General features: G+C 72.2%; 14 protein-coding genes. 9 read left to right on the top strand and 5 right to left on the bottom strand.

What is annotated here, in order from left to right:
- Positions 1 to 48: 48 nt before the first annotated feature.
- The 4 genes from VAB18032_RS09245 to VAB18032_RS09230 form a co-directional block, all read right to left on the bottom strand.
- Positions 49 to 543, bottom strand: coding sequence for a hypothetical protein (locus tag VAB18032_RS09245; RefSeq protein ID WP_013732537.1), 495 nt, complete (start codon positions 541 to 543; stop codon positions 49 to 51).
- Between the two features lie 133 nt (positions 544 to 676).
- A complete protein-coding gene (locus tag VAB18032_RS09240) occupies positions 677 to 1,435 on the bottom strand; it encodes an SDR family NAD(P)-dependent oxidoreductase (RefSeq protein WP_043720187.1) in 759 nt (252 codons plus the stop codon).
- Entirely contained in the window at positions 1,428 to 2,672 is a 1,245-nt protein-coding gene (locus VAB18032_RS09235; protein WP_013732535.1) for an AMP-binding protein, read from the bottom strand. The genes VAB18032_RS09240 and VAB18032_RS09235 overlap by 8 nt, the downstream gene beginning before the upstream one ends.
- Positions 2,669 to 2,920, bottom strand: coding sequence for a phosphopantetheine-binding protein (locus tag VAB18032_RS09230; RefSeq protein ID WP_043720184.1), 252 nt, complete (start codon positions 2,918 to 2,920; stop codon positions 2,669 to 2,671). Before VAB18032_RS09230 ends, VAB18032_RS09235 begins: the two co-directional genes overlap by 4 nt.
- Positions 2,921 to 2,997: 77 nt before the next feature.
- Here VAB18032_RS09230 and VAB18032_RS09225 point away from each other — a divergent pair, with 77 nt between their 5' ends.
- The 9 genes from VAB18032_RS09225 (at position 2,998) to VAB18032_RS09185 (ending at position 12,462) form a co-directional block, all read left to right on the top strand.
- Positions 2,998 to 3,507, top strand: coding sequence for a GNAT family N-acetyltransferase (locus VAB18032_RS09225; RefSeq protein ID WP_013732533.1), 510 nt, complete (start codon positions 2,998 to 3,000; stop codon positions 3,505 to 3,507).
- 177 nt (positions 3,508 to 3,684) lie between these two features.
- Positions 3,685 to 4,695, top strand: coding sequence for a UDP-N-acetylglucosamine 4,6-dehydratase (inverting) (gene pseB / locus VAB18032_RS09220; RefSeq protein ID WP_013732532.1), 1,011 nt, complete (start codon positions 3,685 to 3,687; stop codon positions 4,693 to 4,695).
- Positions 4,692 to 5,849 (top strand): DegT/DnrJ/EryC1/StrS family aminotransferase, encoded by a 1,158-nt coding sequence (locus tag VAB18032_RS09215; RefSeq protein ID WP_013732531.1) that lies wholly within the window; start codon positions 4,692 to 4,694, stop codon positions 5,847 to 5,849. The genes pseB and VAB18032_RS09215 overlap by 4 nt, the downstream gene beginning before the upstream one ends.
- Positions 5,850 to 5,858: 9 nt before the next feature.
- The gene (locus VAB18032_RS09210) at positions 5,859 to 6,698 is read left to right on the top strand and encodes a hypothetical protein (protein ID WP_013732530.1); all 840 of its coding nucleotides are present in this window, start codon (positions 5,859 to 5,861) and stop codon (positions 6,696 to 6,698) included.
- Positions 6,695 to 8,518: a class I SAM-dependent methyltransferase gene (locus tag VAB18032_RS09205; protein ID WP_013732529.1), complete on the top strand. Its 1,824-nt coding sequence runs from the start codon at positions 6,695 to 6,697 to the stop codon at positions 8,516 to 8,518. The genes VAB18032_RS09210 and VAB18032_RS09205 overlap by 4 nt, the downstream gene beginning before the upstream one ends.
- Entirely contained in the window at positions 8,511 to 9,245 is a 735-nt protein-coding gene (locus VAB18032_RS09200) for a cytidylyltransferase domain-containing protein (RefSeq protein ID WP_013732528.1), read from the top strand. The genes VAB18032_RS09205 and VAB18032_RS09200 overlap by 8 nt, the downstream gene beginning before the upstream one ends.
- Positions 9,242 to 10,291: a PseG/SpsG family protein gene (locus VAB18032_RS09195; RefSeq protein WP_043720179.1), complete on the top strand. Its 1,050-nt coding sequence runs from the start codon at positions 9,242 to 9,244 to the stop codon at positions 10,289 to 10,291. Before VAB18032_RS09200 ends, VAB18032_RS09195 begins: the two co-directional genes overlap by 4 nt.
- Before the next feature lie 20 nt (positions 10,292 to 10,311).
- The gene (locus VAB18032_RS09190; protein WP_013732526.1) at positions 10,312 to 10,947 is read left to right on the top strand and encodes an alpha-ketoglutarate-dependent dioxygenase AlkB; all 636 of its coding nucleotides are present in this window, start codon (positions 10,312 to 10,314) and stop codon (positions 10,945 to 10,947) included.
- A gap of 171 nt (positions 10,948 to 11,118) precedes the next feature.
- On the top strand, positions 11,119 to 12,462 hold the full coding sequence (locus tag VAB18032_RS09185; RefSeq protein ID WP_013732525.1) for a uracil-xanthine permease family protein: 1,344 nt from the start codon (positions 11,119 to 11,121) through the stop codon (positions 12,460 to 12,462).
- A gap of 85 nt (positions 12,463 to 12,547) precedes the next feature.
- Here the strand turns inward: VAB18032_RS09185 and VAB18032_RS09180 are convergent, their stop codons facing one another.
- On the bottom strand, positions 12,548 to 13,924 hold the full coding sequence (locus VAB18032_RS09180) for an RICIN domain-containing protein (protein WP_081476060.1): 1,377 nt from the start codon (positions 13,922 to 13,924) through the stop codon (positions 12,548 to 12,550).
- Positions 13,925 to 14,095: the final 171 nt, after the last annotated feature.

The following is a 14,095-nucleotide window of genomic DNA, read 5'->3' as shown; positions in this document are numbered from 1 at the left end:
TGGTGGATCGTTGTCGCGGACGGTGACTGTGGTGGAAGAAATCGATTGTTACTTGCGGTAGTGGGCTGCGGCTGCTGGGTGGTCCGCGTCGCCACGCGGGCGTCGCGACCCGGGGTCGCCGTCAGGTAGGGGTACGTCCGCGGTGTCGCGGGGCCGGTCGGTGGCGACGAAGGCGACGGTGACGACCAGGTCGGCGAGGGTCAGCGTGCGCCACAGCCAGTCGATGCGGGGCGGCACCTCGAGTCCGTGCCGCTGCCACCAGATGGCCATCGGGACGTCGGTGAGCTTGGCCAGGCATTCGGCGCGGGTCCAGCGGGCCCAGAACTCGCCGGTGCCGAAGCGCCGCGCGAGCGCCGTCGGCACCGGTGCGCCGACTCGCTCGGCGTCGATCGCCACCCGCCATCGCGGCACCGGCGGGGCGTACCAGCCGAGGCAGCGACCGTCGTCCAGATAACTGCGGGTGGTCGCGTCGGCCGACTCGGCCGGGGTGGCGAGGCGCAGGTGTCGGTGGGCGACCGCGAGCAGCGATACCACCGACGGCACCGCAGAGACCGGAGACATCCCGGCCCGCGTGCCCACCGACGGCGTGACAGCCGCGGGCGCGGATGAGCCTGCGTCGGCGGTGGGCGGGGCGGAAGGCAGGAGACCGCCGGTGTGGCCGTGGCGGTGGGCGGGGTCAGATCGAGGCAGCACCGTCGACCACGAGGACCTGGCCGTTGATGTTGGTCTGCTCGCGCAGCAGCATCCGTACCACCGGGAGCACCTCGTCCGGCTCGGTCAGGTGGCCGGTCGGGGTGCGGCGGACGATCTGGTCCAGTTGGGTCCGGCCCAGCACCGCCGACATCTCCGAGGCGAAGAAGCCGGGTGCGACGGCGTTGACCAGGACCCGTCCGCCCAACTCCCGGGCCAGGGAGCGGGTGGCCGCGTCCATGCCGCCCTTGGTGGCCGAGTACGCGACCAGGCCGGGGAAGCCGCGCTGCCCGCAGATCGAGGTGATGTTGACGATCCGGCCGCGTCGGCCCTGCGCCAGCATTCGGCGTACGACCAGGCGGGTCAGTTGCAGCGGCGCGGTCAGGTTCGTCTCGACGATCCCCGCCAGGTCGGCGGTGGCGGTGTGTACGTGCAGCGAGTCCTGCCCGACGGCGGCATTGTTGACCAGGCCGTCGATCGGGCCGAGGTGTTGCTCGGCGGCCCGGACGAACGCCTGCACGGCGGCGAGGTCGGTGACGTCGACCGAGCCGACGTGCGTCCGACCCGGATGGGTGTCGGCGAGCTTCGCCAACTCCGGAGTGACGGTACGGGCGAAGGCGGCCACCCGCAGACCGGCATCGAGCAGGTCGGTGACGATGGCGAGGCCGAGCCCGCGCGAACCACCGGAGACGAGCACCACGGTGGACGGCGGGACCGCCGGGGCGGACATGGTGGGGTCAGACATCGCTTTTCAGGGTCTCCTTGACAGGGATCTCGGGCAGCAGACGGATCCGGCGGGGCACCGCGTACTCCGGTAGCCGGTCGGCGCACCAGCGCACCAGCGCCGCCTCGTCGGGCGGCCCGACAGTGGCGGTGGGTACCACCTCGGCGACGACGAGGTGGCCGAGCAGTGGCGCGCGCCGGGCACCGACCCGGGCCCAGGCCACCTGCGGATGGGCGGTCAGCACGTCCCGTACCGCGCCGGCGGAGACCTTGCTGCCGCCCACGTTGATCTCGTCGGAGTCGAGTCGACCGGTGATCAGGACCCGGCCGTCGACGACCTGCACCCGATCGCCGGTACGGATCGGGCCGGCCAGGCCGACGCCGTGATACGGCGAGGTGACCACCAGTTCCCCGTCGCGGACGCCGAGAGTGGGGCGTCCCGGCGCCGGCCGGTCCAGCCACTCGACCGGGAACCCGGCCCGACCGTCGTGCACCACGATCGCCGCGCCGACCTCGGAGGAGGCGTAGATCCAGGAGATCCGGGTGGTGGGGAAGACTTCGCGGAGCCGGTCCAGGATCGCCTGGTCGACCGGTTCACCACCGAGGGTGAGCTGGCGCAGCGGCACCCGGGCGAGGGCGGCGGGGTCGCGGTGCAGGGCCCGACGCCAGAAGGTCGGGGTGCCGGAGGCCGCGTCCACCCCGTGCGTCGCGGCCAGCGCCGGCCAGTCGTCGAGCTGCTCCGGCTCCACCACCACCAGGTGCTGCCCCGGCTGGGTCAGTGACAGCGTCACCACCTGCCACCAGGCGTAGCTGCCCGGCGCGTACGGGCACAGCCAGGTGCGGTCGGGTTGGCGGCCACGGACGGTGGTCAGTGACTCCAGGGTGTGCCCGACCCGCTTGGGGCGGCCGGTGGTGCCGGAGGTCAGCAGCCACAGTCGGCCGGCTTCGCCGGCACGCGGGCGCGACGGCGTGAGGTCCGCGCCGCCGGTGTCGGTGACGGTGAACCCGGCCTCGGACAGTTCGGTGCGCAGCACGCTGTCGGCCCGGCTGGCCGTGGTGATCAGCAGTTCGGTGCCGTGCACCGCGTGGTGGCGGGCGGCGGCGAGGGCGTACCGGGCACGGTGCGCGAGCAGCGCCACCGGGGCGGGCAGGCGCAGCTCCGGCAGGCCCCGCCAGGACAACGCGGTGCCGTCGACCACGACCCGGTTGTCCAGACCGGCCGGGAGCGGTGCGGCCGGGCGCGCGGTGTCGACGCTCACGGCCGCGCCAGGTCGGCGAGGAAGTCCAGGACGTCGCCGACGGTGGCGATCCGGCGCAGTCCCGCCGCGTCGAAGTTCAACTCCTCGTCGGTCTCGTCCTCCACCCGCAAGGCCAACTCGGAGAAGTCCAACGACCGGAAGCCGATCTCCCGCAGATCCGCGCCGTCGTCATCGGGCAGCACCTTGCCCTGATTGGCCAGCACCTGTCCCATGAGGTCGCGAATTCGCGCACGACTCAATTCCGTCATGCGGCGGAGTGTACAGCCAGATCGTTGGCGACTAGGGTTCCCGGGGGCCCGGAAATGGATCAGAAAGCGAGCGGGACATGCTGCGTGACGCCACCGAGGAAGACGTTAACCTGATGTTGTCCTGGCGTAATCAGGAAATCAACCGACTGGCCAGCAAGACGCACCATGTCATCAGCGCCGACGAGCACGCCCGCTGGTGGGCCGCCGCCCGGACCGACCCCACCCGACGGGTGCTGATCTACCTGCGCGACGGGCTTCCCTGCGGGGTGGTGAACTTCTTCGACCTGCGGTTCGACCCCCCGCGTACCGGCTCCTGGGGCTTCTACCTGGATGCTGACGCGCTGGCCGAGCGGGGTGAGACGCTGCCCGCCTGGATCGACGTCATGCGCGCGGCGGTGGACCACGCCTTCGATGTGCTGAATCTGGACCGGCTCGACGGCGAGGTGCTCGCGCACAACACCGCCGTACGACAGATGAACCGACGGTTTCGATTCGTCGAAGGCACCGGACGGATCGAGATTCACGACGGTCGGGAAATCACCGTCATTCCCATTTCTCTCGATCGCGCCGCTCGCCGCAGGCGCTGATTTACCGTACCGTCCATCAACTGTTCACGAACCGTTTTCCCTCGGGGGGCCATTCACCGGTTGAGTGGGTCCGGTTAACCGCAGGACGCACCCGCGTTAACCGAACACCCCTAGCGTCCCACCCGGCCGACGGGGCCCGCCGCCCCACGGATCACCGACGAACACGGGAGCACCACATTGAGCGAGCTGAGTGGATCGTCCATCCTCGTCACCGGGGGTACGGGTTCCTTCGGCAGGACCTTCCTACGGCATCTCCTCACCGAGGCCGACCCGGCGCGGGTGGTGGTCTTCTCCCGCGACGAGCTCAAGCAGTACGAGCTGCGCCAGCAGCTCGGTGACGACCCCCGACTGCGCTGGTTCATCGGCGACATCCGGGACCGGCACCGGCTGACCCGGGCGATGCACGGCGTCGACCATGTGGTGCACGCCGCCGCCCTCAAGCAGGTCGACACGGCCGAGTACAACCCGTCGGAGTTCATCGCCACAAACATCACCGGTTCCCAGCACGTCGTGGACGCGGCGATCGAGGCCGGGGTACGCAAGGTCATCGCGCTCTCCACCGACAAGGCGTCCAGCCCGATCAACCTGTACGGCGCGACCAAGCTGGTCGGCGACAAGCTGTTCATCTCCGCCAACCACTACGCCGCGCACCACCCGACCCGGTTCGCCGTGGTGCGTTACGGCAACGTGGTGGGCAGCCGGGGTTCGGTGGTGCCGCTGTTCCGCCGGCTCGCCGCCGAGGGCAGGAGCCTGCCGATCACGGACAAGCGGATGACCCGCTTCTGGATCACGCTGGACCAGGCCGTGCAGTTCGTCATGGACTCGTTCGACCAGATGCAGGGCGGCGAGCTGTTCGTGCCGCGCATCCCTAGCATGCGCATCCTCGACCTGGTCGAGGCGGTCGCCCCGGACGCCACCACCCACGAGATCGGCATCCGGCCCGGCGAGAAGCTGCACGAGGAGATGATCGCGCCGGACGACAGCCGCCGGACGCTGATCGCCAAGGACCGGTTCATCGTCCAGCCGACCATCGCCACCTGGGGCTACCAGCCGCCGGTCGAGTGTGAGCCGGTGCCGGACGGTTTCGCGTACCAGTCGGACACCAACGACGAGTGGCTCAGCGTGCCGCAGTTGCGCGACATGCTCGGCATCACGGCGGCGAGCCTGCCGCCCGGTGGCGAAGCATGACCTCACTCCTGCCGTACGGCCGGCAGTCGGTGACCGACGACGACGTCGCGGCAGTGGTCGCGGCGCTGCGCAGCGACTGGCTCACCACCGGCCCCGAGGTCACCGCCTTCGAGGCGGAGCTGTCCCGGTGGGCCGGCGGGGCCGGGGTGGCCGTGGTCGCCAACGGCACGGCGGCGCTGCACGTGGCGTACGCGGCGGCCGGGGTCGGCCCCGGCGACGAGGTGATCGTGCCGCCGATGACGTTCGTCGCCACCGCCAGCAGCGCGGTCGCGTTGGGCGCGCGGGTGGTCTTCGCCGACGTCGAGGAGGAGACGTTCACCCTCGACCCGGCGGCGGTGGCGGCGGCGACCACCGGGCGGACGGCTGTCGTCGCCGCGGTGGACTACGCCGGTCACCCAGCCGACTACGACGCCCTGCGGGCCAATCTCGCCGGCAGCGACGCGCTGCTGCTCGCCGACGCCGCGCACTCCATCGGCGCCACCTACCGGGGCCGTCCGGTCGGCTCGCTGGCCGACCTGACCACGTTCTCCTTCTTCCCCACCAAGAACCTGACCACCGCCGAGGGCGGCGCGGTCGCCACCGGCGACCCCGAGCTGCTCACCCGGGCCCGCCGCTTCCGCACCGTCGGACTGGTCCGGGAACGCGACGAGCTGCGGTGGCCCGACGAGGGCGGCTGGCACCAGGAGGTGCACGCCTTCGGGCTGAACTACCGGCTGCCGGACGTGCTCTGCGCGCTGGGCCGCAGCCAACTGCGCCGCCTGGATGCCTTCCTGCGCCGCCGCGCCGAACTGGTGGCCCGCTACGACGAGGCCCTCGCCGACCTGCCGGGCGTGCTGACGCCCGGGCGACGGGACTGGGCGAGCCCGGCCTGGCACCTGTACCCGATCCGGGTGCTCGACGGTCGACGCCGCGAGGTGTACGACGCGATGCGCGCCGCCGGCATCGGAGTACAGGTCAACTACCTTCCCGTGCACTGGCATCCGGCGTTCGCCGACCTCGGCTACCGGCGGGGCAGCTGCCCGGTGGCCGAGGGGTTCTACGCCCAGCAGTTGTCGCTGCCGCTGTTTCCGGGGCTGCGCGACAGCGACCAGGAGCGTGTCGTCGACGCGCTCGCCGCGGCCCTGCGCGGCGTCCCGGTCCGCCCCGTCACCTGAGGGACGCCGATGCACCACGCGAACCACTTCTACGGCCACGCCCACGTGCTGGCCCGTTACGCGGGCCTCGGCGACGGGCATCCACCGCGGATCAACGGGTACGTCCAGCACGGCTGGAACATCGGTGACGGCCTGGCCCCCGGACACCCGTACGCCGAGGGCACGCCGAGCCTGCTGTGGTCGGAGCAGACCCGGCGGCGGGCCTGGTCGGTCGGGCGGCGCAACGTCACCGTGATCGGGGCACCGTTCGGCTACCTGCTGGCGATGCGCCCCGAACCGCAGTCGCCGCCGCAGCGGGCCGGCACCATCTGGTACCCGTTCCACGGCTGGGAGGGCCAGCACGTCGAGGGCGACCACGACCGGCTGATAGCCCAGATCCGCCAGACCGAACCCGGACCGGTCACGGTCTGCCTCTACTGGCACGAGCACCGGATGCGCCGGGTACGCCGCCGGTACGAGAACGCGGGTTTCCGGGTCATCTGCCACGGCTATCGCGGGCACTGGTGGTCCGGCACCGACCCGGATTTCCTGGACCGCCAGCTCACCGAGCTGCGCCGGCACGCCCGGGTCGCCTCCAACCGGCTGACCAGCGCCGTCTTCTACGGCATCGCGGCCGGTTGCGAGCCGGCGGTGTACGGCAACCCGATGGTGCTGGCCGGCGAGGATCCGACCTTCGGCGGCACCGCCCGGATCCGCCGGCAGTGGCCCGAGCTGCACGGCGAACAGGTGCACCTGCCGACCGCCGTGGAGATCGCCCGCGCCGAACTGGGCGTCGACCACCGCTACCCACCGGCCGCGCTACGCGAACTGCTCGGCTGGACGGCTGCTGTGCAGGAGGAGAGCGCGTGACGACCGAGACGGCGGTGACGCTGCCCGGCGGCGAGATGTTGACCTGGTCCGACCAGCGTGCCGACGCCGGCAACCCACCGTTGGCCGCGCTGGTGGCCCGGCTGGTGCCGCCCGGCGCCGACGTGCTGCTGGCCGGGCCGGTCGATCCGGCGGTGCTCGACGCGCTGGGTGGGGCCCGGGTCACCGGTCTGCTGCGCGGCTACCCGGACGCGGCGGTGCTGGCCGGCCGGGTCGACCGGGTGGTGGCCGCCGGTGCAACCGGCCTGCCGGCCGATGAGGTGTACGACGTGGTGATCGCCGCCGCCGGGCTGGACGCCGTCGAGTCGGTCGAGGGGCCCCGACTCGGCTGGGACGGGGTGCTGGGCCGGTTGGCTGCGGCGGTACGCCCCGGCGGTGTCCTGCTGCTGCGGCTGGACAACCCGCTCGGCGTCCACCGGCTGGTGGCGACCTCCGGCTGGTACGTCGGCCGTGACGACGCCGAGTGGACGGTCGGCGGGGTACTCGACACGGGTCGCCCGGCGAACCTGGACCAGTTGCGGCTGCGCCTCGACGCGGTGGGGCTGCGGGTGGCGGGAAGCTACGCCGGCTATCCCCGCCCGGCGTCGACCACCGCGTTGCTGGCGACCGACGAGTTGGCTCGGCGGACCACGTCCGGGCTGTTCGAGGCGGTCCTGCAGGAGAGCTGCACCCACGGTTACGCCGGCCGGTTGGTGCTCGCCGATCCGGCCCGGCTGGCGGTCGACGCGCTGTACGCCGGCCGGGCGGGTGATCTGGCCCCCTCCTGGTTGGCCGTCGCCCACCGTCCACCCGCCTTCGACGACGAATGCGACCGGCTCACCGCCACCCGTACCCCGCTGCCGGCGGCGGTGCTGTCGACGGGCGACCGCGCTGCGCGGATCGTCGAGGTCGTCGACGGTCCGCACGGCTGGCACTGGCATCGACCGGGGCCGGTGGCGGTTGCGGCGACGCCTGCGCCGTACGCCAGTCGGGAGATCGCCCGCCTCGACCCGGCAGCGCCGGACGGGCCGGTGCCCGACGGGCGGCTGCTGCACAGCCTGCTGCTGGACGGCTGCCTGCGTCGCGACACAGCTCTGCTGCGCCGGCTGTTACGCGGCTACGCCGACTGGCTCACCAACCAGGCCGGGACCGACCGGCTCACCGGTGCGGTGGCGTTGGCCGGGGTGGACAACCTGGTCGTCGCCGGTGACCGGTTCGCGGTGCTCGACCCGAGCTGGCGGGCCGACGAGCCGTTACCTGTCGACGTGGTGCTGGCCCGCGCCCTGTGGCGCTTCGCCACCGAACTGCTCACCGGCGGCTACGCCCACCCGTGGACCTCCACACTGGACGCGGTCGGCCTGACCGTGGTCCTCGGTGGCGTGGCCGGACGGGACTTCGACCGGGCCGTGGTCGACGCCGCGCTGGACGTCGAAGCCGCCGTCCGACGCATCCGAGAGGCAGAACACCGGGACAGCCGGGACGCGGAGCGAGGCGGTGGCCCCGAGGCCGGACTGCGGACGGTCACGTCCACCGACCCGCCGCCCGGACGGCACAGCTACCAGCAGCTGCGCGACGCCTGGCTGCGTCAGCGGGACGAGAACACCCGGCTCGCCGCAGCGCTCAAGTGGACCGAGGACCTGCTCGCCTCGCGGGAGAAGGCGCTGCGCCGGGCCGAGGCGAAGCTCGACCTGCTCAGCGGGACGGTCAGTTACCAGCTCGCCCGGCTGGCCATCACCCCGGCCCGCATCGCCCGCCGAGGGGCGCGGGCCGCGAAACGACGGGCCCGTGCGGCCATCACCCGGAAGGACGGCAACCGTGAGTGACCGGATCGTGGGCATCGTCCAGGCCCGGATGGGTTCGTCCCGGCTACCGGGCAAGGTGCTGCGCCCGCTGGCCGGACGCAGTGTGCTCGGCCGGGTGGTGCGGGCCGCCCAGGACAGCGGGGTGCTCGCCGACCTGGTGGTGGCGACCAGCATCGACTGCTCCGACGACGCGGTGGTCGCCGAGTGTGACCGGCTCGGGGTGGCCTGGCACCGCGGACCCGTCGACGACGTGTTGACCCGGTTCGTCGGGGCGCTCGACGCGCATCCCGCCGACGCCGTCATGCGGTTCACCGCCGACTGCCCGCTGCTCGACCCGGAGATCGTCGCCCTGGTCGCCGGGGTGTACCGGGGCGCGCCGGGGCTGGACTACGTCAGCACGTCGATCGCTCGTACGCTGCCCCGCGGGCTGGACGTCGAGATCATCCGGGCCGACGCGTTGCGGACCGTGGACCGGCTCGCCACCGCACACCACCGGGTGCACGTCACCTCGTACGCGTACCGTCATCCGGAGTTGTTCCGGGTGCTCGGCGTGACGCTGACCCCGGATCGTTCCGCGCTGCGGCTCACCCTGGACACCGAGCCGGACTGGCAGCTGGTGCGGGCGGTGGTGGAGCAGTTCGGCGACGTCAGCGTGCCGTTGGCCAAGCTCGCCGACTGGCTCGACGGGCAGCCGCAGTTGCGGGCCCTCAACGCCGACGTCCGGCAGAAGCGGTTGGAGGAGAGCTGAACACGCCACGGGTCGGTCTGCGGTGCGACGCCGGACCGCAGCGCGGGGTCGGGCACCTGGTCCGCTGCCTCGCCCTCGGCGAGGAGTTCCGGAGCCGGGGTGCTCGGGTCCAGATGTTCGGCACGGTGGCCGGCGTCGGCTGGGCGGCCGACCAACTCGCCGCCCGAGGCATCCCACTGCGTCCCGGCCCGGAAACCCCCGAGGAACTGGTCGAGACGGTACGCCGACACGAGGTGGACGTGCTGGTGCTCGACTCGTACGAGTTGGATCCGGCAGCGGCCGGCGCGGTGCGTGCGGCGGGGGTGGTGACCCTGGCGATCGTCGACGGCGACACCCGGGGACAGGACGCCGACCTCTACCTCGACCAGAACTTCGACACCGACCTGGTGGTGCCGGCGGGACGGCTGCTGGCCGGCAGCGCGTACGCCCTGCTGCGGGGTGAGGTGCTGGCCGCCCGGCCGACGGCGGCCCGCCCGGCGGTGCCGGTGGACCGCCCGACGGTGCTTGCCTTCTTCGGTGGCACCGACGCGGCCGGCGCGGCACCGCTGCTGACCGAGATGCTGCTGTCCACCGGCCGGCCGATGGCGCTCACCGTCGTCGCCGGCCGTCCCGAGCTGGCCGACCGGCTGGCCCGGCTCGCCCCGGCGCCGGGGCAGACGCTGACGGTGCTGCCGCCGACCGGCCGGTTGCCGGCCCTGATCGCCGCAGCCGACCTGGTGGTCAGCGCGGCCGGCACGTCAACCTGGGAGCTGTGCTGCCTGGGTGCGCCGTCGGCGCTGGTCTGCGTGGTGGACAACCAGCGCGAGTCGTACCACCGGGTGGTTTCCGCCGGGCTGGCCGCCGGGCTCGGCGACCTGCCGACCCTGGTCGTCGACCCGTCCGCCCGGGCCGCCGCCGCGCGGACCCTGGATTCGCTGCTGGGCAGTGCGGAACGCCGGGCGGCGCTGTCGCAGCGGGCCTGGTCGGCGGTTGACGGGCGGGGGCGGGCCCGGGTGGTCGACGCCGTACTCGACACGCTCGACAGTTCGGTCGAACGCTTGTGCTAATCGCCTGCTAGGGTGCCCCTATGTCGCAGGCCTCCTACCAGCCGTCGATGCTGGACGTCACCGACGCGGAGCCGACGCTCGGGTCGCTGCCGGGACGACTGCGCCGGCATCCGTTGAGTCGGGGCGCCTGGGTGGACCACCTGCCGGGCTGGGTGCACGGCTCCGACCAGGTGCTCGACGTCCTGCTGCGGGAGGTGCCGTGGCGGGCCGAGCGACGCACCATGTACGACGCCGAGGTCGACGTCCCCCGCCTGCTCTGCTGGTACGGCGCGGGCCGGCCGCTGCCGCACCCGGTGCTCTCGGCCGCCCGCACCACGCTGACCCGGCACTACGCCGACGAGCTGGGCGAAGCGTTCGTCACCGCCGGCATGTGCCTCTACCGCGACGGCCGCGACAGCGTGGCCTGGCACGGCGACACCCAGGGCCGCTCCGCACACACCGACACCCTGGTCGCCATCGTCTCGTTCGGCTCCCCCCGCCACCTGCTGCTGCGCCCGCGCGGCGGCGGCGCCAGCCTGCGCTTCCCCCTCGGCCACGGCGACCTGGTCGTGATGGGCGGCTCCTGCCAACGCACCTGGGAGCACGCCGTGCCCAAGACCACCCGCCCGGTCGGCCCCCGCGTCAGCGTCCAGTTCCGCCCCGCCGGCGTCGCCTGACGGTAAGGAAGGGCACCTTATTAACGCCTCGGGTAGAGGAAGGGCCCCTTCTTAACGCCGCAGCCCGCCGCAGCCCGCCGCAGCCACCCGCAGCCACCGGCGACCGGCCGTGCTAGAAATTACCTCCAGGGTCGATCGCCCCCGTCAGCACTGCGACGCGAAGGGCCATCCATGACCCAGTCCCCCACCGAACCGCGTTCCCGCTGGTCGCCCTGGTCCCTGCACGGCGACGGCCGCACCGTACGCCCCGGCGACGTGGTGCAGCCCGACGAGCGGCTCTCCTGGCCCCGTACCCTGGGCATCGGCGTGCAGCACGTGGTGGCGATGTTCGGTGCCACCTTCACGGTGCCGCTGATCACCGGTTTCCCGCCGGCCACCACGCTCTTCTTCTCCGGGCTGGGCACCCTGCTGTTCCTGCTCATCACCGGCAACCGGCTGCCGTCGTACCTCGGCTCGTCGTTCGCCTTCATCGCCCCGGTGCTGGCGGCCAAGGCCGGCGGTGACATCGGCCCGGCCCTCGGCGGCATCGTGGTGGCCGGCGTCGCGGTGGCCCTGGTCGGCCTGGTGGTGCAGGTCGCCGGCGCTGGCTGGATCACCCGGCTGATGCCGCCCCTGGTCACCGGCGCCATCGTGATGCTGATCGGGTTGAACCTCGCCCCGGTGGCCTGGGACGGTGGCGGCGACGGCGGGGTCAAGGCCCAACCCCTGATCGCGGTCGTCACGCTCGTGTCGATCCTGCTGTTCACGGTGCTGTTCCGGGGCTTCCTGGCCCGGCTGTCGATCCTGCTCGGCGTGCTCGTCGGTTGGCTACTCGCCGCGTTCACCGGCGGGCTGGACCCGGCGACGGTCACCGGACTACGGGAGGCTGCCTGGATCGGGCTGCCCGAGTTCCACACCCCCAGCTTCAGCCTGCGCGCGGTGGTGCTGATCATCCCGGTGGTGCTGGTGCTGATCGCGGAGAACGCCGGCCACGTGAAAGCGGTCGCCGCCACCACCGGCCGGAACATGGACCGGGACATGGGCAGGGCGTTCATGGGTGACGGCCTGGCCACCGTGCTCGCCGGTTCCGGCGGTGGCTCCGGCACCACCACGTACGCCGAGAACATCGGCGTGATGGCGGCGACCCGGGTCTACTCGACCGCCGCGTACTGGGTGGCCGGGCTGGCCGCGGTGCTGCTCGGGCTCAGCCCGAAGGTCGGCGCGCTGATCCTCACCGTGCCGGCCGGGGTGCTCGGCGGTGCCACCACCGCCCTGTACGGGCTGATCGCCATCCTCGGCGCCCGCATCTGGCTGGACAACCGGGTCGACTTCCAGGACCCGGTGAACCTGCTCACCGCCGCCGTCGCGGTGATCATCGGTGCCGCGAACTACACACTCACCGCCGGCGACCTCTCCTTCAACGGCATCGCCCTGGGCACCGCCGCCGCCCTGATCGCCTACCACGGCATGCGCCTGATCGCCCGCCTGCGCAACACCACCCCGACCTCCGGCCAGGGCCCCGAGCCGGAACTCTGAGCAGATCCACCACCCGCCACCGGCGTCAGGGCTGGACCGGGTGTCGAAGTCCCCGGCCGGTGCCGGGGACTTCGACACATCCGGATCAGAACTGCGAGAAGAACCGCCAGACCTCGCCCTTGGTCCAGGTCCTGGCGCCGCTGTCGCCGCCACCGTCCACGTGACCGGGGGTGTGACCGCCGTCGAACGCGCCCCACTGCACCGGATACCCGGCACGGCAGCCCGAGTAGACGGTGGTGATGTGCGTCCGGCTACCCGGCGCCGGCTCCGGCGCATTCTGCTGGTTGCAGCCGTTGTTGCGGACGAACCTGTCGCGCAGTGCCCGTCCGCTGGCGATGTTGTCGGAGATGCCGTGGATGCCGAAGTACGCGACCGGCTGGGTGCCACCACTGCACCCGCTCAGCTCACGTGGCGCACCGTACACCGCGACGGCCCGGAACACGTTCGGTCGGGCGCAGGCGAGCGCGTAGCTCATGGCACCGCCGTAGCTGAAACCGAGGGCGAAGCGCTGCGTCGTGTTCACGCAGAGGTCGCTCTCGATCCGCCGGATCATGTCGTCGACGAAGGTGACGTCCTCGCCGCCGGAATTGGCCCAGCCGTTGCCGATGCCCTGGGGGGCGACCAGGATCGCGCTGTTGTTCGACTGCTCCTGCTGCCCGTAGTAGGCCCAGGCGGCCCCGTCGGCGCCACCGTAGGCGACATCACCGGAGGTGCCACCCAACCAGTGGAACGCGAACATCAACCGGTAGCGGGTGTTGTTGTTGTAGTTGGCGGGAATCCGCAGGATGAAGCTGCGGCTCTTGCCACCGCTCTGGATCGTGTGCGAGCCACTGCTCAGCGTCGGCGCCCTGCCGCACCCGGCCCCCGGTTCGCCCGTGGGCGGTGGTGTGGGTCCGCCGCCGACCGCCACCAACTGCCACTGCTGGTTGGCGCCGTTGTGGTCGGCATATTGGACGATGTTCGCCCCGTCGGCGGTCGAGGCGCCCTGCACCTCCACCGCCTTGTTGCTGTGCCGGGTGATCAGCCGGACGTGGCCGGAGTCGGAGTCGGCCAGCCGGAACTGCTGGTTCGCCCCGTTGTGGTCCGCCCACTGCACGATGGCGCCACCGTCGGCGGTCGACGCCCCTGACACGTCCAGGACCTTGCCGGAGTGGCGCGACTTCAGCCGGTAGTAGCCCCCACCGGAGTCCACGAACTGCCACTGCTGGTTGGCCCCGTCGTTGCGCGACCACTGGCTGATCCGCGCGCCGTCGTTGGTGGCCAGCCCGTACACGTCCAGTGCCTTGCCGCTGTTGCGGTTGACGAGCACGTACCAGGCATTGGTGTCCGGCGTCGCGGCAGCGGCGGGGGTCGCGTCGACCGCGACGAGTGTGCTGGCCACCAGGAGCGCCGCACCGGCCGCAGCCACTGCGGGCCACCGTCGGCGTCTTTCAGGAGAGGCGGGACGAACCTCACCGGTCATTGACTGACTCCTTCGACTGGGACCACGCGCGCTCAGGACAGGCGCACGTCGCCGCAGGCGCCGACGTCCGGGTGGTGGTGCAAACACGTCAAGGCTGCCCCTGCGGACAGCCTCAACGTAGCGTCGTCATACGTCTTACGTCAATGACGAACATCGATATGACTCCGACCT

The organism is Micromonospora maris AB-18-032 (genome assembly GCF_000204155.1).
Taxonomy (GTDB): domain Bacteria; phylum Actinomycetota; class Actinomycetes; order Mycobacteriales; family Micromonosporaceae; genus Micromonospora; species Micromonospora gifhornensis.
Note: the sequence above shows the minus strand (reverse complement) of the source record. Positions and strands in the feature narration are given on the sequence as shown.